Origin of the sequence: Mesorhizobium sp. RIZ17 (assembly GCF_051127865.1) — a bacterium.
Taxonomy (GTDB): Bacteria; Pseudomonadota; Alphaproteobacteria; order Rhizobiales; family Rhizobiaceae; genus Mesorhizobium; species Mesorhizobium humile.
The window spans coordinates 2000360-2017388 of record NZ_CP147861.1; the positions used below are offsets into that span (position 1 = coordinate 2000360).

The window sequence follows — 17029 nt, forward strand, 5'->3', positions numbered from 1 at the left end:
TCCTCCCAGAAATTAGCCGGCAGCTTGTTGCGAAAACTCAGACGGGCTCCCAGCCGTCCTTTTCGCCGGCGCGGAAGATGGCGTCGATGACCTTCTGGTTGAGCACCGATTCCTCCAGCGTGAAGACGCGGTCCTTGCTGCCCTGGGCGGCGCGCACGAAGGCCTCGCATTCGAGCCGGTATTGCTGCGTGCCGGGGAAGCGGAACACCTGCGCCTCGGTGTGGTTCTGGTTGTGCAGCTCGATGCGGTGGTGCTCGTAGAGCCCGGCATTGAACGGCCCGAACACCTCGATGAAGCCCTTCTCGCCGTGGAACACCATCACCTGCCGCGCCGCCATCTGCGTCGAGAGATAGAAGGACAGTTCGAAGTCGCCGAAATCGGCGCGGATCGAGGAATAGATGTCGGTGCCGAAGGTCTTGTCGCGCTCGATCGTCGCCTGGACGCGGAGTGGCTCCTTGCCGGTCGAAAAGCGCGTCGACACGGTCGGATAGACGCCGATGTCGGGCAGCGCGCCGCCGCCGAGGTCGAGCTGGTTGCGCATGTTCTTGGGGTCGACATTGTAATAGGAGAACGCGCCCTGCACGTGGCGCAGCCGGCCGATGGCGCCGCCGGCGATAAGATCGCGTACCTTGATCCATTGCGGGTGGTAGACGACCATGAAGGCCTCGCAGACCAGTACCTTCTTTTCGTCGCGCAGCTTGATCAGCGGCGGGATGTCCTTGGCGTCGAGCGCAAGCGGCTTCTCGACCAGCACGTGTTTTCCCGCCTCGATCGCCTTCGCCGTCCACTCGACATGCTGCGATGTGGGCAGCGGGATATAGACGCCGTCGACCTCCTTGGAGGCGAGCAGTTCCTCATAGGAGCCGAAGGCATGCCGGGCGCCGAACCGCTCACCCAATGCCTTGGCCTTCGCTAGGTCGCGGCTGGCGATCGCCGACAGGATGCCGTTCTCCGACTCCACGATTGCCGGCAAAAGCTGCTCGCGGCCGATCTTCGCCGTCGACAGAACACCCCATCGGAACATCACGCTTCTCCATGTCGGTTACATCGATGGAGGTGTGCCCCAATTCTGGGGAAAAGCCAATCGCAGACGCTCCGTGCAGCTTGGCGCATGCATTGTCTGATGTAGCGCTGGTCGACCCCCACTCCGTCTCGGCTTCGCCGAGACACCTCTCCCCCGATCGACGGGGTAAAGGAAAGGCACCAAACTTTTTGCCGTCAACGCTCGTCCAGCAACGCTCCCTTCCTTTCCCTCCGGAGGGGGGGAAAGGTGGCGCTGCGAAGCAGCGACGGATTGGGGGAACCACGTGGCAATCAAGCCTCGGCCTGATCAGTCATGCCAGTCACACAACGTGAGTTCGTAGCGTAGCCCGCCTTCGCGGGGGCGAGGAAAAGGGCTGTGCCTACCCCCTCTTCCCCATCAGCGTCATGTCGAAGTCGACGACGTTGGAATAGAGCGGCGTGCCGACATCCATGCCGTAGCGCGACCGCAGCACCTTGCCGGTGACATGGAACTTGATGGTTCCGCCTTTCAATCCACCCAACTCGGCGGTGAATTTTTCAGGAAACGTCTTGCCGCGCGCCGTCAGCCGGCCGGTCACCAGCGCCGTCGTGTCGCCGGTGCGGGTGACGCTGGTCGAGCGGAACTGGATTTCCGGATTGTTGGCGGCATCGAACACCGCGTCGGAGCGCAGGAAGGCGTCGATGCGGCCCTGTCCGGTGCCGACGCTTTCGGGATAGATGGTGAGGTCGACCTTCGAGCGGCCGACATCGCCATTGTCGATGCGGATCGTGCCCTTGAAGCGGCCGAAGGCGCCGTCGAAGCCGCCGCCGCCGGCCTTGCCGATGGTGAAGCGGATCGAGGAGCCCGACGGGCTGATCGTGTAGCTGCCGGCGGCGTCGCTGAGCGCCACGGCGGCAACGGCAGGCACGACAAGGCTAGCGGCAAAAGCCGCCAATGCGAGGATGCGCGCTTTCATGGGTTTCTTCCTTCCGCAGATACGCTTCTTCTGCGTTCTCGCCCCACCAACGAAGGACGGGGCGGTTCTATTCCCCACCTGACGAAGGTGTGATCATGCGCCTGAGCACGCTGTCGCGCAGCAGGAAATGGTGGCGCAGTGCCGCCGCCACGTGCAACGCGACCAGCGCGATGCCGGCATAGGCGAGATACCAATGCGCGGCCGACCAGAAGCTTTCCGCGGCATCGGATTCGGCCAGCGGCAAATTGGGCATCACGAACAGGTCGAACGGCATGGTTGGGATTTCCAGCGTCGACACCGAGACCAGCGCCCAGCCGGATAAGGGGAGCGCGATCTGGAAAGCATAGAGCGCGAAGTGGGCGAGGGGCGCGGTCCGGCGCTCCAGCGTTCCGACAGAGCGCGGCAGAGGCGGCGCCGCATTGCCGAGCCGCCAGGCGATGCGCAGGACGATCAGCCCGAGCAGCAGGAAGCCGAAGGATTTGTGCAGCTGGATCAGCTCGAAGGACGTCCGCTGGCTTGTCGTGCGCACCATGACGAAGCCGAGCACGAACTGGCCGATGAAGACGATACCGATCAGCCAGTGGAGGACGATCATCGCCCAGCCATAGCGGGTTGGGGTGTTGGTGAGGGATTGCATGGCGGAAGAACGCCGCCGAGTTGGGCTTTCTTCCGAGATGCGCGATCCAATTTCGGATGCCGGCGCCGCCCCTCATTGCCCTGCCGGGCATTTCTCCCCGTAAACGGGGCGAAAGAGGCTCGCGCCGATGGTTTCGCCAACCTTCAGCGTTGCATGAAGGGCGCTGGCGTGCGGCCAGCCCCTTCTCCTCGTTCAACGGGGAGAAGATGCCGGCAGGCAGATGAGGGGCGGCGCTAACGTCGGTAGAGTGGATACGAGCCGTAGCGACGGCTTCCTTCCGCCATCGCCTCTCAGCCGCTCACCTTGAAGAAGTCCACGAACGCCCTCAGCGCCGGCCGCATTTGCCGGCGGCTCGGATAGTAGACGAAAAAGCCGTCGAAGGACGGGCACCAGTCCTCCAGCACGCGGATCAGCCTGCCGTCGGCGAGCGGCGCCCGCACATAGGGCTCGAAGACGAAAGCAAGCCCGGCGCCGTCGACCGCCGCTTGGGCGATCAGATGGTCCTCGTCGAGGATCAGCGGCCCTTGCGCGGCGATCTCGATCTCCTCGCCGTCCTTCTCGAACTCCCAGCGGTAGAGGATGCCGCTGGAGAAACGGAAGCGGATGCAGCGATGGTCCGCCAGCTCGCGCGGATGGCGAGGCTTTGGCATAAAAGCGAAATAGGATGGCGCCGCGACCACCGCGCCGCGAAGATCGGGGCCGATGCGTACCGCGATCATGTCGCGCTGCAGGCTTTCGCCGAGCCGCACGCCGGCGTCGAAGCCGCCTTCGACCACGTCGGTGAAGCGGTCCTCGATGACGATCTCCAGCACGATCTCGGGATAGGCGGCGGCAAAGGCGCCGAGCCGTGGCGTCAGCGTCAGGTGCGCAGCCGTGCGCGGCACGGTCAGCCGCAGATTGCCGGCCGGCCGGTCGCGCGCCTCGACCGCCGTTTCCAGCGCCAGGTCGATCTCGGACAGCGCGGGCCGCAAGCGTTCGAGCAGCTGCGCGCCCTCCTCGGTCGGCGCGACGCTGCGCGTGCTGCGGGCAAGCAACCGCACGCCGAGCCGCGCCTCCAGGCTGGAGACCGCGTGGCTGACCGCCGACGGCGCGATGCCGAGCTCGCGCGCGGCGCCGCGAAAGCTGGCGCATTGGGCGACGGTGGCGAGGACCGCGAGCTGCGAAAGATTGGTTCGGTTCATTGTTCTATTTTATAGAGCAAGCCGTGCGAAAGAGAACCGATTATCGAACGGAGTGCAAGAGGCTATCTCCTTGTCATCGCAACAAGGAGATGCGTGATGAAAACCCGCAAACTCGGAACTGAACTCGAAGTCTTCCCCGTTGGCCTCGGCTGCATGGGCATGAGCTTCGCCTATGGCGGCCAGCCGGAAGCGGAAGCCATCGCCACGCTGCGCCGCGCCGTCGAGATCGGCGTCACCTTCTTCGACACGGCCGAAGTCTATGGCCCATTCGAGAACGAAATCCTGCTCGGCAAAGCCCTGAAGCCGGTGCGCGATCATGTCACGATCGCCACCAAGTTTGGCTTCAAGATTTCCGAGCACGGCTCGGGCATCGACCGCATGGTCGGCGTCGACAGCCGCCCCGAGCACGTCAAGGCGGTAGCGGAAGCCTCGCTGAAGCGGCTCGATACCGATGTGATCGACCTCTACTACCAGCATCGCATCGATCCGAACGTGCCGATCGAGGACACGGTTGGCGCGATGGCCGAGCTGGTGCGGGAAGGCAAGGTGCGCGCGCTCGGCCTGTCGGAAGTGAGCGGCGCGACGCTGCGCCGGGCCCACGCCGTGCACCCGATCGCCGCTGTGCAGAGCGAATATTCGCTGTGGAGCCGCGATCCGGAAGACGAAGTCATCGCCGTTTGCCGCGAGCTCGGCATCGGTTTCGTGCCCTACAGCCCGCTCGGCCGCGGCCTGCTCACCGGCGCGATCGCCAAGCCCGACGCGCTCGGCGCCGACGACTGGCGCCTCACCTTGCCGCGCTTCCAGGCGGAGGCGATGGCAGCCAACAACGCCGTCATCGCGATGCTGGAGAAGATGGCGGCCGAAAAGGGCGTGACACCGGCGCAACTGGCGCTCGCCTGGGTGCTGCACCAGGGCGATTTCATCGTGCCGATCCCCGGCGCAAGGAAGATACGACACCTGGAGCAGAACACGGCGGCAGCCGGGATTGAGCTGAGCGTGGCGGAGGTCGCGGCGATCGGTGATGCACTGTCGCCCGACAAGGTGGTCGGCAAGCGCTATACGGAGGAATTGCTGGCGCTGGTGAATGGGTGAGCGGAAGGGACGTCGCCCTTTTTGTTGAGAGGTTAGCGCGAGACCCCCCTCTCTGGCCTGCCGGCCATCTCCCCCTCAAGGGGGGAGATTGGATGTCGCCCACGCTTTCGCCAATCACCGGCGTTGCAAGGGGAGCGCCGTCATCGAAACTGCCAATCTCCCCCCTTGAGGGGGAGATGTCCGGTAGGACAGAGAGGGGGGCCTCGCGCTGACGTATCTTATCTCCGCACCCCTACCACGGCACCACACTAATCTCCGGCCAATACTCCCGCGCCCGCTTCCCCTTCACCTCATGCGTCCGCTGATTATCCAGAGCCCGGTTCGGCGTGATGCGGAACGAAAAAATATCGTCGAGCCCGAACGGCGCCACCAGATCAAGATACCCGCTGGAATCGAACCGCACCCCGACCGCATGCGTCTTCGACGCAAAATAGCTCACCGACTCGCTGGAACTCGCGTATCTCGGGCATTCCTGCCCGAACTTCACCGGATACCACAGATGCACCCGCGCCTGGTTGCGCACCTCGACCGGCAGCTTCAATCCCTCGAAATGCCTCGCTGCCCGTCGGATCACCGCATCCTCGGCCTCGTAGGACAAATCGGCATCGTCGAAATAGAACAGGTCGACATCCTTGATGCCGTATCCCGGCGGCTTGCCGGTCAGATGGTTCCAGATGCTGTTGTAAAGCGCGCCGGAAACCACCAGCCAATCCGGCAGCGCAAGCTTCCGCACGCGCGCAAGCGCCTCGGCCAGCAGCGGATCCGCCGCGACGATCCTCAAGAACGCCGCGCGCTGTGCTTCGAAGGGAAGGCCGGAATAGCGGAGATGGTCCATCGCCCTTTGGAGGGCGATTCGCCATGCTCCGGCAATCCCAGAAAGCGTTAAGCCCGCAGCACGCCGCCCGTCTGCTTGTTGACGTTCTCGACGATCCGCTTGGCCAGCGCCTCGAAATCCTCGTCGGTCAGCGTCTTTTCGACCGGCTGGATCGACACTTCGATGGCGATCGACTTCTTGGCCGCGCCCAGTGCCGCGCCCTCGAAGACGTCGAACACCGAAACGCCGGTGACCAGCTTCTTGTCGGCGGCCAAAGCCGCCCGCACCAGCGTGCCGGCCTCGACCGTCCGGTCGACGACGAAGGCGAAATCGCGCTTCACCGCCTGGAAGGGCGACAGCTCCAGCTTCGGCTTGGTGCGCGTCGGCTTTGCCTTCGGCTCCGGCACGGCGTCGACGAAAACCTCGAAGCCGCAGATCGGACCCGATGCGTCGAGCCCGTCCAGCGTCTTCGGATGGAACTCGCCGAATGTGCCGAGCACCGTCTTCGGACCGAGCTTGATCGTGCCGGAGCGGCCCGGGTGATACCAGGCCGGGCCGCCGGGCTCGATCTGCAGCCGGTCGACCGGCGCGCCGCAGGCTTCAAGCGCCGCGATCGCGTCCGCCTTGGCGTCGAACACGCCGACAGGCCCGGCATTGCCGGCCCAACTGCGGCCGGAACCATCGAGCTTGGCGGTGCCGCGCCGCACGCCGGCGGCGACACGCCGCTGCTGGTCGGCGCCGTCGCCTTCATAGGTGCCCGAAACCTCGAACAGCGCCACGTCGCCGATGCCCTTGTCGGCATTGCGCTGCGCGGCCGCGATCAGCCCCGGCAGCAGCGAAGGCCGCATGTCGGACATGTCGGCGGCAATCGGGTTGGCGAGCTTCAGCGCCGCCTGGCCGCCGCCGAACAGCTCGGCGTGTTTCGCCGGAATGAACGACCAGGTGACGGCCTCCATCATGCCGCGCACGGCAAGCGCGCGCTTGGCCGCGCGGGTGCGCACCTGCAGCGTGGTCAGGATCTTGCCGTTGACCGCGTCATGCGAGGTCAGCGGCTGGGCCAAGATGTTGTCGACGCCATGGATGCGCATCACCTCTTCGACCAGGTCTGCCTTGCCGTCGACATCCGGCCGCCAGGACGGCACCTTCACCTTGACCGTGTCGCCCGAGCCCTGCGGCTCGAAGCCGAGGCGGGTCAGGATGCGCAGCGCCTCGGCCTTCGGCACCTCGATGCCGGTCAGCCGCTTCACTTCCGACAGCGGGAAGGTGACGACCTTCGGCTTGTGGCCGGTATAGCCAGCCACCTCGATTTCGCTCGGCGTGCCGCCGCAGAAATCGAGCACCAGCTTGGTCGCCAGCTCGATGCCCGGCACCATGAATTCGGGATCGACGCCGCGCTCGAAGCGGTAGCGCGCATCGGTGATGATGCCGAGCGCGCGGCCGGTGCGGGCGGTCGTGATCGGATCCCAGAGCGCCGATTCGATCAGCACGTCGGTGGTGTTCTCGTCGCAGCCCGAATGCTCGCCGCCCATGATGCCCGCGATCGATTCCACGCCATTGTCGTCGGCAATGACGCACATCTCCGGCGTCAGCGTGTATTCGCGCCCATCGAGCGCCAGCACGGTCTCGCCGTCCTTCGCCCGGCGCACCACGAGGTTGCCGGCGACCTTCTTCGCGTCGAACACATGCAGCGGCCGGCCGCGATCGAAGGTGACGTAGTTGGTGATGTCGACCAACGCGCTGATCGGCCTGAGCCCGATGGCGATCAGCCGCTGCTGCAGCCATTTCGGCGACGGGCCGTTCTTCACGCCCGTCACCAATGCCAGCGCGAAGCCCGGGCAGAGTTCCGGCGCCTCGATCGTGACCTTGATCGGGCAGAGGCCTTCGCCGGCATGCGGCATGATCCCGCCGCCGGTAAGCCGGCCGAGCCCGCTTGCCGCGAGGTCGCGCGCGATGCCGTAGACGCTGGTCGCATCCGGCCGGTTCGGCGTCAGGTTGATCTCGATCACCGGATCGTCGAGATGCGCGTAGGCAGCGAAGCTGGTGCCGACCGGCGCGTCTTCGGGTAGGTCGATGATGCCGTTATGCTCGTCGGAGATTTCCAGCTCGCGCTCCGAGCACATCATGCCATGGCTTTCGACGCCGCGTATCTTGCCGACCGAGAGCGTCACGTCGATGCCGGGAACATAGGTGCCGGGCGCAGCGAAGGCGCCGATCAGGCCCGCGCGGGCATTCGGCGCCCCGCATACGACTTGAACAGGCGGCGTGCCGTCGCCGGTGTCGACGGTCAGCACGCGCAGCCGGTCGGCGTCGGGGTGCTGCACCGCCGTCAGCACTTTGGCGATGACGAAGGGCTTCAGGCCGGCCTTGTCGTCGACATGTTCGACTTCGAGGCCGATCGCGGTCAACCGCTCGACGATCTCGGCAAGCGAGGCGTCGGTCTCGAGATGGTCCTTGAGCCAGGAGAGGGTGAATTTCATGACTGTCTTCCGTCGGGTCTTTGTTCTTCGGGCCGGGGTACGCTGGTCTTCAGATGTCTGGGCAGATCGTCCGGCATGTGCAGGAAGGGCAATTGCTCACGCACATAGGCATGCAGCGTCGGCTTGAAATAAGCCGGCATGTCCATGGCGCCGAGCATGAAATAGATCTGGTTGTCGAGCCGCTTGTCGGTATAGGCGATCGGCGAGCCGCAGATACCGCAGAAGCTGCGCTCCACCGGACCGTTGCGGTAGCTTTTCAGCGATTTGCCATTGAGCGCGGCCTGGTCGGCCAGGAAGCCGACAAAGGCCGACACCGGCGCGCCGCTGGCGCGCCGGCAATCGCCGCAATGGCAATAGCTGATGTGGTGCGGCTCGGCTGATGCCTCGAACCGCACCGCGCCGCAACGGCAGCCGCCGGTGTGAGGTGCCGTCATGCAGAGAGGCCCCCGAACAGCGTCGGCAGGTCGAGCGGCCTGAAGCCGTAATGCGACAGCCAGCGCACATCCGCGTCGAAGAAGGCGCGCAGGTCCGGCATGCCGTATTTCAGCATGGCGATGCGGTCGATGCCCATGCCCCACGCAAAGCCCTGATATTCGTCGGGGTCGAGCCCGCCGGCGCGCAGCACGTTCGGGTGCACCATGCCGCAGCCCAGGATCTCCATCCAGTCGGAGCCTTCGCCGAAGCGCACTTCGCCCGGGCGCGAGCGGTCGCACTGGATGTCGACCTCGAGGCTGGGCTCGGTGAACGGGAAGAAGGACGGGCGGAAGCGCATCTTGACGCTCGGCACCTCGAAGAAGGCCTTGCAGAACTCCTCCAGCACCCACTTCATGTTGGCGACGTTCGCGGTCTTATCGACCACGAGCCCCTCGACCTGATGGAACATCGGCGAGTGGGTGGCGTCGGAATCCTGCCGGTAGGTCTTGCCGGGGATGACGATGCGGATCGGCGGCTTCTGCCGCTCCATGGTGCGGATCTGCACGGGCGAGGTGTGCGTGCGCAACAGCTTGCGCTCACCCTTCTCGTCCGGCTGGAAGAAGAAGGTGTCGTGCATCTCGCGCGCCGGATGCCCTTCGGGGAAATTGAGCGCCGTGAAATTGTAATAGTCGGTCTCGATGTCCGGACCTTCGGCGATCGAGAAGCCGAGGTCGCCGAAGATCGCGGCGATCTCATCGATCACCTGGCTGATCGGATGGATGCGGCCGCGCTCGGCCGGCGACTGGCGAACGGGCAGCGTGACGTCGACCTTCTCGGCCTCGAGCCGGGCGGCGATCGCCACGTCCTTCAGCTCCGCCTTGCGCGCGGTCAGCGCGTCGGTGACGCGGTTCTTCAGGCCGTTGATCGCCGGGCCCTTCACCTGGCGTTCCTCGGCGCTCATGGCGCCCAGCGTCTTCAGCATTTCGGAGACCGAGCCCTTCTTGCCCAGCGCCGAGACGCGCACCGCCTCGATCGCGGCCTCGTCGGCCGCGGCCGCGATTTCGGCCATCAGCGAAGCTTCAAGGGTTTCAAGATTTCCAGCGGTGGCGTTCACGGCGAAACTCTCTCGATTGGATGACTGGCATTGCAGAGTGCGTCACCATTTTGGTTACGCGGGTGCCATTTTGGTTACATCAGGGGCAAAAAAGAACCCGCGCCAGCCGTGCCAGCGCGGGTTCCCCAAATCAGTACTAAAAATGCTTGGGAAGCGCTGGGCTCGGAGCCCGATCCCGAAAAGTTGCAGACTTTTCGGAAAAGATCGCGCTCCTCGCTAAATTCCCCTGGAGCATGATGTTGTCCAAAAAGTCAGAAACTTTTTGGCATCATGCTCTAGGCGACAGCGCTCTCAAAAGCATTCGGCGTGGTGTTCTTCAGGTATTCGAGCGCGACCTTGGCCTTGGCGACCAGCGCGGCGAAAGCCTGCGGCTCGTGGATGGCCATGTCTGACAGGACCTTACGGTCGATCTCGATGCCGGCCTTGTTGAGACCGTCGATGAAGCGGCCATAGGTCAGGCCGTGCTCGTGGGTCGCCGCGTTGATGCGCTGGATCCACAGCGCGCGGAACGAGCGCTTGCGGTTCTTGCGGTCACGGTAGGCGTACTGCAGCGACTTCTCCACCGCCTGCTTGGCGATGCGGATGGTGTTCTTGCGGCGGCCGTAGAAGCCCTTGGCGGCTTTCAGGACCTTCTTGTGCTTGGCGTGGGCGGTAACGCCTCTCTTTACGCGTGCCATGTCATGATCTCCTTAAAAACGCTGTTCCGGAACCGAATGCTCAGAGGCCGTTCGGCAGAAAATTCTTGATGACCTTCTTGCCGTCCGGTTCAGCCAGAACCATCGTGCCGCGGGCATCGCGAATGAACTTGTTGGAACGCTTGATCATGCCGTGGCGCTTGCCGGCGGCAGCCGACAGCACCTTGCCGGTGGCAGTAATCTTGAACCGCTTCTTGGCGGCCGATTTGGTCTTCATCTTGGGCATTTTGCTACTCCGTATTGGTGGCGCACCATCGCGCTTCTTTTCTCGCTTCGGGCCGACCAAAGCCCGAAAAGCAAATGAAACCGCCACGGCATGCCCTGCCGGGCGGTTTTTGTTTTTTGCTCTGCGTATCGTGCTTTCCGTAAATCAGGGATGACTTCCGGGCCGATACGCGGAACGGCGGTCCTATAGATCAAAGACGGCGCGGGCGCAACACCCCAGGCCAGGTCGTTGCGCCGAAGCCCGGCGACCCTCAACAAGAAGCAATTGCCCAATGATCGTGGCCAGCCGGACCTATGCGTTTGCGGGTACGACCTTAGGCATAAGAATTAGAGGTACCTAATATGCTATAAGCATAGATCGAGGGGTCTAATCCATGTCTTGGGTTCAACCGAACTTAGCCGTTATGTGCCTTGTATTGGCTGGTGATGCGTGCGCTCACGGTTGGTACACGGGCAAGACCGATCCTATGCTTCATCTCAAATGCTGCGGCGATCACGATTGCCATCCTGTCAATTCCAATGATGTCAGATCGACTGTAGAGGGCTACTACGTCAGACAACCGAAGCCCTATTCCCGCAACGATCCGCCAACCGGAGAGTGGTTTATCCCAAGAGATCGCGTTCAGGCTGCGCCGGATGATCAGTATCATATCTGCGAAACGCTATACCCGACGTTTCGAGTTGGCAGATACAGGATGCGCTGGACGTGCTTCTTCGCGCCGCGCGGGACCAGTTCAATTTCAAACTGAGGCACTACCGGCCATGCGACGCTCTCGTTCAGGGCAGGGTGAACCACACCGGCAGCATCCCCGACTGCTGCATGCCGTCGATCAGTTCGAAGGCCGGCAGCGCCACCAGGAACACCAGCCCGTCGAGCAGCGTGTTCAAGAGCAGGCGCGGCTTGAAGCTGCCGGTATCGCCTTCCTGGTAGAGCCTGAGGTTCGGGAAGAAACGCGGCACGCCGGCCAGATAGGCCGCGTAGGGCGCGCCGAGCAGTTCCTTGAGGTAACGCTCCTCGCGCAGGATGACGATATGGAAGGCGCCGGCGCACAGAAGCGAGAACAGGATGACGCCGCTAAACGAGCCGATCTGCGCGCCGACGCCGGCGGCGGCCACCGTCGAAAACAGATAGAGCGGGTTGCGGGTGATCGAGTAGGGACCGCCGGTGACCACTTCGGCCGATTTGCGCCCGCCTATATAGAGCGTCGACCACAGCCGTCCGACAATACCGAGGAAGATCAAGAGCACGCCGAACATCTCGATCGACTCGTGCACGGGCGTGTCCGGCGGAAAGGACGACTGGCCGAACAGCAGCGCGCAGAACAGCACCACGATCAGCATCGCCAGCACGATCCGGCGCATGTGCTGATAGCCGCCCAACCCTTCATTTCGGTTGTCGGCCGGGACCTTCACTTCATCGACCATGACCCATCCGATCGTCGATTTGCTCGCGATCGAGGAACTCGATCGTCGATTTGCTCGCGATCGGGAGGCCCCGATCGTCGAGGTTACTGGCGATCGGATAGAAAACAGGCGCCCCGCCGATCGTCGGGACGCCTTTCACCATGATTTTGGCGGGATTTTAGCGCGGCGCCAGAACCATCATCATCTGGCGGCCTTCGAGCTTCGGCTCCGCCTCGACCTTGGCGATCGTCGCCACTTCCTCGCGCACCTTGTTCAGAAGCTGCATGCCGAGTTCCATATGCGCCATCTCGCGGCCGCGGAAGCGCAGCGTCAGCTTGACCTTGTCGCCTTCCTCGAAGAAGCGCCGCACGGCCTTCATCTTGGTCTCGTAGTCATGGCTGTCGATGTTCGGGCGCATCTTGATCTCCTTGATCTCGATGACCTTCTGGTTCTTGCGCGCTTCGGCCGCCTTCTTCTGGTTGGCGTATTTCAGCTTGCCGAGATCGAGGATCTTGACGACAGGCGGCACCGCATTGGGCGATATCTCGACCAGATCGAGCCCGGCCTCTTCGGCGAGCAGCAATGCGTCGTTGATGGAAACATCGCCTCGGTTCTGGCCCTCGGCGTCGATAAGCTGGACCCGGGGCACCCGGATGTCTCGGTTGGAGCGCGGCCCGTCCTTGGTGGGTGCCGCTGCTTTGAAAGGTCTGCGAATGGTCGTGGTCTCCTCGGCCGTTTCGTTCAGGGTTTCGTTAGACAAAAATACGTGGACGCGCCTATGTGGTGAGCGCGGGGCGGGAGTCAATAGCATAGCCGCGCCGCAAAATCACCTGCCGCTTGGCAATTGTCTGCACCAAGCAATCAAACGCCGCGAGCACTTTTCGTTGAACCCCCGCCTGTGCCAAAAGACCGGCGGGGAAGGACAAGCTCATGGCCGCCAGCGCTCCGGTTTTCATCGATGTGGACGGGTCGAACATCGCCGTCAGGCAGATAGCGGGCGCGGCGCCCGGCATCGTCTGGCTCGGCGGCTACAAGTCCGACATGCTGGGCACGAAGGCGGAGACGCTAGCCGCCTGGGCCAGCGGCGAAGGCCGAGCCTATCTGCGTCACGACTATTCCGGCCATGGCGAGTCGGGCGGCGCGTTCGCCGACGGCACGATCTCCAGATGGCTGGCCGAAAGCCTTGCCGTCTTTAGCCGGTTCAGCAAGGGCAAGCAGATCCTGGTCGGCTCCTCGATGGGGGCGTGGATCGCGCTGCGCATGGCGCAGGAATTGCGCAAGGCGGGCGACACAAGGGTTGCGGGCCTGGTGCTGCTCGCCCCGGCGCCGGACTTCACCGTCGAGCTGATCGAGCCGGTGCTGACTGACGCGCAGCGCCGCGATCTTGAAGAAAAAGGCTTCTTCGCCGAGCCGTCGCACTATTCGGACGAGCCCTACATCTACACGCGCGCGCTGATCGAGGATGGCCGCGCCAACCGGATCATGACCGGGCCGATCGACACGCATTGCCCGGTGCATATCCTGCAGGGCTTGGCCGATCCAGACGTGCCTTCGGGCCACGCGCTGAAGCTGGCTGCGATGCTGCCCGCCGACGACGTGACGCTGTCGCTTATCCCGGATGGCGACCATCGCCTGTCCCGCCCCGAGGATCTCGACCTGCTCAAGCGGGCCGTCGGCGACATGGTCAAGCGGGCAGCCGCATAATGCGCATCTCCATCCCGGTATCCGCCTTCGTCGCGGCGATTGTCGGTTTCGGCGGCACGCTGGCCCTCGTCATCGCCGCCGCTCACGCGGTCGGCGCCACGCAGATCGAGACCGCAAGCGGCGTGACGGCGATCTGCCTCGCCATGGTCGTTGAATGCCTGTGGCTCTCCTGGCGCACCAAGATGCCGGTCATCACCGCCTGGTCGACGCCCGGCCTGGCGCTGATCGGGGCCTCCAGCGGTTTCACGATGCCGCAGGCCGTCGGCGCCTTCATGGTCACCGGCATCCTTTTGGTCGCCACCGGCCTGTTCAAGCCGCTGACCCGGCTGATCGCGCAGATCCCGGCCTCGGTCGCGTCCGGCATGCTGGCCGGCATCCTGGTCAGCTTCGCCGTCAATGCGGTGAAGGCCATTCCCGCCGATCCCTGGCTGATCCTGCCGCTGATCGCCGCCTTCTTCGTCATCCGCCTGTTCAATCCGGCTTTGTCGGTGCTGATGGTGCTGATCGGCGGCGGTCTCGCCGCTTTCCTCACCGGCCGCGTCGGCAGCCTGCCGGCGCCGGAACTGTCGACATTGACGTTCATCGCGCCGCAATTCACCGCATCGGCGGTCGTTGGCCTTGCCCTGCCGCTCTATCTGGTCACCATGGCTTCCCAGAACCTTTCCGGTCTCGCTGTGCTGCGCGCCGCGGGCTACCATCCGGAGCCCGGTCCGCTGATCGGCGTCACCGGGCTGTTTTCGCTGCTCTCGGCGCCGTTCGGTGCCGCCACCACCAATCTTGCGGCGATCTCAGCCGCTATCTGCACCGGCCCCGATGTCCATCCCGACCCGGCCGAACGCTGGAAGACCGGGCCGTTCTACGCGCTCGCCTATCTGGTCTTCGCGATCTTCGGCGCCTCGCTGGTGGCGATCTTCGCCGTCCTGCCGCAAAGCCTGATCGTGCTGGTCGCCGGGCTCGCCTTGACGGCGCCCCTGGCCAACGCGCTGTCGATCGCGCTGAAGGACGAGGCCGAGCGCATGCCGGCCACCGTCACCTTCGCCGTGACGGCTTCGGGGCTCACGCTCTTCGGCGTCGGCGCGGCATTTTGGGGGCTGGTTGCCGGAATGGCAGTGCTTTTCCTCGAGAAACTCAAAAAGCGATAATCATTTCAGGCGCTTCGCCGGTTTTGGCGGGATTTGCCTTGAATCGCCGATTTCGCCTTCCCATTTCGATTCCACGCAGCCGGTTTGGCTGTCTCCAACGGAAGGATTGGGAGAAATGAATACGAGTGCATTGATCCGTCCGGCCTGGACGCCGGCCACCATCGCGCTGATGGTCATCGGCTTCATGGTGTTCTGGCCGCTCGGCTTCGCCATGCTCGCCTACATCATCTGGGGCGACCGGCTGGAAGGCTTCAAGCGCGACGTCAACCGCGCCACGGACGGCATCTTCGCCGGCTGCCGCCGCGGTTCCGACAAGGCGGCCCGCTGGGGCCACGGCTCGGCCCGCACCGGCAACGTCGCCTTCGACGACTGGCGCGAGAAGGAGCTCGAGCGCCTCGCCGAGGAGCGTCGCAAGCTGGACGAGATGCTGAGCGAGTTCGACGATTACGCTCGCGAACTGCGCCGCGCCAAGGACCAGGACGAGTTCGACCGCTTCATGGCGAACCGCAACAAGTCGACCGCGCCGACCACCACCGGCTCGACCGAAAAACCCGCTTCCAAGCGCGGCAAGGGCACGAACCTGCTCGACGACTGAGATCCTGCGCATGGCCCCGAAAATCGACGCCGATTTTCGGAAAAGGTCATGCGCAAACTCAAAGCGCTGCAGCGTCCTTTGCGCGTCCAAAGGACGCGCGGCCTGCAGGGACAGGTCTCAGGATGATACAACGGCGTCGCGCGAGCGGCGCCGTTTCTTTTTTGTTCTCTTTGTAGCTTCCCTCCCACTGGCCGTTTTCTTCGAATCGCGTATCGTCCAGCCATGACCCTCGGCTTCTTTCGCAACCTGACCAAGCCCAAGGCCGCGCCTGTCGTGGAGCGCGAACATTGCGTCGCCGGCCGCACGCTGCCGCTGAAAATCGTCGAAAGCGCCCGCGCCAGGCGGCTTACGCTGCGCATCGATTCCGGCGGCCAGGGCCTGCGCATCACCGTGCCGCCCGGTCTGCGCCGGGGCGAGGTGGAGAAATTCCTCGACCGCCACCAGGACTGGCTGGAACAGCGGCTGGCCAAGGTGCCGACGAGGCCGCAGGTGCGGCCGGGCATCAGGATCCCGATCCGCGGCGTGCCGCATCGCATCGTGCATGAGCCTTCGAAGCGCGGCACCGTCACCGTGGCGCGCGACGAGCGCGGCCCGCTCCTGATCATCCATGGCGAGCGCATCCACCTGCCGCGCCGCATCGCTGACCACCTCAAGCGCGAGGCCAAGAAGGAGATCGAGAGGCTGGTGGTCAAGCACACCGAGGCGATCGGCAAGCGTGCCAAGGCAATAAGGTATAAAGATACCTCCAGCCGCTGGGGGTCATGCACCTCGGAGGGCAATCTCTCCTTCTCCTGGCGCATCATGATGGCGCCGCCGGCGGTGATAAACTACCTGGTGGCGCATGAGGTGGCGCATCTGAAGGAGATGAACCACGGCCCGAAATTCTGGAAGCTGTGCGAAAAGCTCTGCCCGGACACCGACCGCTGCAAGGACTGGCTGAAACGCAACGGCGGGGCCCTGCAGGCGATTGTGTTCGAGTAGAGTGTCTGGCGAACGGGGCACCGCCGCTAGCCAAGCAACACTGGAGATTAGCCGGGCCATCTCAGCATCGTCATTCTAGGGCGGAGCAAGGAGCGAAAGCGACGCGCGCAGACCCTAGAATCCATGCCGTGACGTGAGAGCGCCGCAACGGTTCAAGAAACAGCTATGTCTTTGGAGAGGAACGCTAATATCCTCCATCGTAGCGCCCCCCGGCCGAGGTAACGGCATGGATCCTCGGGTCAAGCCCGAGGATGACGACAGCGTGGTTGCCTCGCCCTGCGTAACCCCTCAATCGTCATTCGCCGCGTTCAGTTCCTCCGGCCGCAATCCTTCCTCTGAATGCGGCCACGGCAAAAAATTCCGGTCAAACGCATCGCTGCCGAAATAATCCAGCGCCCGGTGCGCCTCGGCGCCATTGTAGGCGGCCTTGTCCATCAGATGCGCGATCACCTCGCGCGCCTGCGCGATCTTCTGCCTGAGTTCGGCGACGGTCTGGTCGGCCATGCTTATCGTGCTCCCGCCTGTGGTTCCTATATCAACGTAGTGTTTTCCGCAGAGCCGGCAACAGCATGCTT

General features: G+C 64.1%; 18 protein-coding genes. 5 read left to right on the forward strand and 13 right to left on the reverse strand.

Annotation, left to right across the window (positions count from 1 at the left end; translation table 11 throughout):
• Window positions 1–37 precede the first annotated feature (37 nt).
• From WDX12_RS09935 to WDX12_RS09950, 4 genes are all read right to left on the reverse strand, one after another.
• Complete coding sequence (locus WDX12_RS09935) at window positions 38–1024, reverse strand: Gfo/Idh/MocA family protein (protein ID WP_434724759.1); 987 nt, start codon at window positions 1022–1024, stop codon at window positions 38–40.
• A gap of 379 nt (window positions 1025–1403) precedes the next feature.
• Window positions 1404–1979, reverse strand: coding sequence for a YceI family protein (locus WDX12_RS09940; RefSeq protein ID WP_434724760.1), 576 nt, complete (start codon window positions 1977–1979; stop codon window positions 1404–1406).
• Between the two features lie 67 nt (window positions 1980–2046).
• Complete coding sequence (locus WDX12_RS09945; RefSeq protein ID WP_434724761.1) at window positions 2047–2616, reverse strand: cytochrome b; 570 nt, start codon at window positions 2614–2616, stop codon at window positions 2047–2049.
• Window positions 2617–2906: 290 nt separating this feature from the next.
• A complete protein-coding gene (locus tag WDX12_RS09950) occupies window positions 2907–3797 on the reverse strand; it encodes a LysR family transcriptional regulator (protein WP_434724762.1) in 891 nt (296 codons plus the stop codon).
• Between the two features lie 96 nt (window positions 3798–3893).
• On the opposite strand from WDX12_RS09950, the gene WDX12_RS09955 reads away from it, so the two are divergent.
• Window positions 3894–4889 carry an aldo/keto reductase gene (locus WDX12_RS09955; RefSeq protein ID WP_320293961.1) on the forward strand — a complete coding sequence of 332 codons (996 nt, stop codon included), beginning with the start codon at window positions 3894–3896 and terminating at the stop codon, window positions 4887–4889.
• 232 nt (window positions 4890–5121) lie between these two features.
• Here the strand turns inward: WDX12_RS09955 and WDX12_RS09960 are convergent, their stop codons facing one another.
• The 8 genes from WDX12_RS09960 to infC all read right to left on the reverse strand — a co-directional run bounded on the left by WDX12_RS09960 (window position 5122) and on the right by infC (window position 12747).
• Entirely contained in the window at window positions 5122–5724 is a 603-nt protein-coding gene (locus WDX12_RS09960) for a nucleotidyltransferase family protein (protein WP_434724763.1), read from the reverse strand.
• A 47-nt stretch (window positions 5725–5771) separates the two neighbouring features.
• A complete protein-coding gene (gene pheT, locus WDX12_RS09965; protein WP_434724764.1) occupies window positions 5772–8180 on the reverse strand; it encodes a phenylalanine--tRNA ligase subunit beta in 2409 nt (802 codons plus the stop codon).
• Window positions 8177–8614, reverse strand: a complete 438-nt coding sequence (locus tag WDX12_RS09970; protein ID WP_320293964.1) for a GFA family protein — start codon at window positions 8612–8614, stop codon at window positions 8177–8179. Before WDX12_RS09970 ends, pheT begins: the two co-directional genes overlap by 4 nt.
• Complete coding sequence (gene pheS, locus WDX12_RS09975; protein ID WP_434724765.1) at window positions 8611–9663, reverse strand: phenylalanine--tRNA ligase subunit alpha; 1053 nt, start codon at window positions 9661–9663, stop codon at window positions 8611–8613. Before pheS ends, WDX12_RS09970 begins: the two co-directional genes overlap by 4 nt.
• 320 nt (window positions 9664–9983) lie before the next feature.
• A complete protein-coding gene (gene rplT, locus WDX12_RS09980; protein WP_042637600.1) occupies window positions 9984–10385 on the reverse strand; it encodes a 50S ribosomal protein L20 in 402 nt (133 codons plus the stop codon).
• 40 nt (window positions 10386–10425) lie between these two features.
• Window positions 10426–10629, reverse strand: coding sequence for a 50S ribosomal protein L35 (gene rpmI, locus WDX12_RS09985; RefSeq protein ID WP_027166935.1), 204 nt, complete (start codon window positions 10627–10629; stop codon window positions 10426–10428).
• A gap of 776 nt (window positions 10630–11405) precedes the next feature.
• Window positions 11406–12053 (reverse strand): methyltransferase family protein, encoded by a 648-nt coding sequence (locus tag WDX12_RS09990; protein WP_434724766.1) that lies wholly within the window; start codon window positions 12051–12053, stop codon window positions 11406–11408.
• Between the two features lie 157 nt (window positions 12054–12210).
• Window positions 12211–12747 (reverse strand): translation initiation factor IF-3, encoded by a 537-nt coding sequence (gene infC, locus WDX12_RS09995; protein ID WP_010912915.1) that lies wholly within the window; start codon window positions 12745–12747, stop codon window positions 12211–12213.
• Between the two features lie 215 nt (window positions 12748–12962).
• Between infC and WDX12_RS10000 the strand changes: the two genes are divergently transcribed.
• The 4 genes from WDX12_RS10000 to WDX12_RS10015 all read left to right on the forward strand — a co-directional run bounded on the left by WDX12_RS10000 (window position 12963) and on the right by WDX12_RS10015 (window position 16454).
• Complete coding sequence (locus tag WDX12_RS10000; protein ID WP_434724767.1) at window positions 12963–13736, forward strand: alpha/beta hydrolase; 774 nt, start codon at window positions 12963–12965, stop codon at window positions 13734–13736.
• Window positions 13736–14878: a benzoate/H(+) symporter BenE family transporter gene (locus WDX12_RS10005; protein ID WP_434724768.1), complete on the forward strand. Its 1143-nt coding sequence runs from the start codon at window positions 13736–13738 to the stop codon at window positions 14876–14878. Before WDX12_RS10000 ends, WDX12_RS10005 begins: the two co-directional genes overlap by 1 nt.
• A gap of 115 nt (window positions 14879–14993) precedes the next feature.
• The gene (locus WDX12_RS10010; protein ID WP_434724769.1) at window positions 14994–15473 is read left to right on the forward strand and encodes a DUF2852 domain-containing protein; all 480 of its coding nucleotides are present in this window, start codon (window positions 14994–14996) and stop codon (window positions 15471–15473) included.
• A 222-nt stretch (window positions 15474–15695) separates the two neighbouring features.
• Entirely contained in the window at window positions 15696–16454 is a 759-nt protein-coding gene (locus tag WDX12_RS10015) for a M48 family metallopeptidase (protein ID WP_320293971.1), read from the forward strand.
• 288 nt (window positions 16455–16742) lie between these two features.
• On the opposite strand, the gene WDX12_RS10020 is transcribed toward WDX12_RS10015, so the two are convergent.
• A complete protein-coding gene (locus WDX12_RS10020; protein ID WP_320214843.1) occupies window positions 16743–16958 on the reverse strand; it encodes a hypothetical protein in 216 nt (71 codons plus the stop codon).
• Window positions 16959–17029 lie beyond the last annotated feature (71 nt).

Coding starts and splice junctions, on each gene's coding strand:
- WDX12_RS09940 (WP_434724760.1), bottom strand. CDS start 1,979: ATGAAAGCGCGCATCCTCGCATTGGCGGCTTTTGCCGCTAGCCTTGTC.
- pheS (WP_434724765.1), bottom strand. CDS start 9,663: ATGGCCGAAATCGCGGCCGCGGCCGACGAGGCCGCGATCGAGGCGGTG.
- rplT (WP_042637600.1), bottom strand. CDS start 10,385: ATGGCACGCGTAAAGAGAGGCGTTACCGCCCACGCCAAGCACAAGAAG.
- WDX12_RS10010 (WP_434724769.1), top strand. CDS start 14,994: ATGAATACGAGTGCATTGATCCGTCCGGCCTGGACGCCGGCCACCATC.
- WDX12_RS09970 (WP_320293964.1), bottom strand. CDS start 8,614: ATGACGGCACCTCACACCGGCGGCTGCCGTTGCGGCGCGGTGCGGTTC.
- rpmI (WP_027166935.1), bottom strand. CDS start 10,629: ATGCCCAAGATGAAGACCAAATCGGCCGCCAAGAAGCGGTTCAAGATT.
- WDX12_RS10020 (WP_320214843.1), bottom strand. CDS start 16,958: ATGGCCGACCAGACCGTCGCCGAACTCAGGCAGAAGATCGCGCAGGCG.
- WDX12_RS09950 (WP_434724762.1), bottom strand. CDS start 3,797: ATGAACCGAACCAATCTTTCGCAGCTCGCGGTCCTCGCCACCGTCGCC.
- WDX12_RS09960 (WP_434724763.1), bottom strand. CDS start 5,724: ATGGACCATCTCCGCTATTCCGGCCTTCCCTTCGAAGCACAGCGCGCG.
- WDX12_RS10005 (WP_434724768.1), top strand. CDS start 13,736: ATGCGCATCTCCATCCCGGTATCCGCCTTCGTCGCGGCGATTGTCGGT.
- WDX12_RS10000 (WP_434724767.1), top strand. CDS start 12,963: ATGGCCGCCAGCGCTCCGGTTTTCATCGATGTGGACGGGTCGAACATC.
- WDX12_RS09945 (WP_434724761.1), bottom strand. CDS start 2,616: ATGCAATCCCTCACCAACACCCCAACCCGCTATGGCTGGGCGATGATC.
- WDX12_RS10015 (WP_320293971.1), top strand. CDS start 15,696: ATGACCCTCGGCTTCTTTCGCAACCTGACCAAGCCCAAGGCCGCGCCT.
- WDX12_RS09990 (WP_434724766.1), bottom strand. CDS start 12,053: ATGGTCGATGAAGTGAAGGTCCCGGCCGACAACCGAAATGAAGGGTTG.
- WDX12_RS09935 (WP_434724759.1), bottom strand. CDS start 1,024: ATGTTCCGATGGGGTGTTCTGTCGACGGCGAAGATCGGCCGCGAGCAG.
- WDX12_RS09955 (WP_320293961.1), top strand. CDS start 3,894: ATGAAAACCCGCAAACTCGGAACTGAACTCGAAGTCTTCCCCGTTGGC.
- pheT (WP_434724764.1), bottom strand. CDS start 8,180: ATGAAATTCACCCTCTCCTGGCTCAAGGACCATCTCGAGACCGACGCC.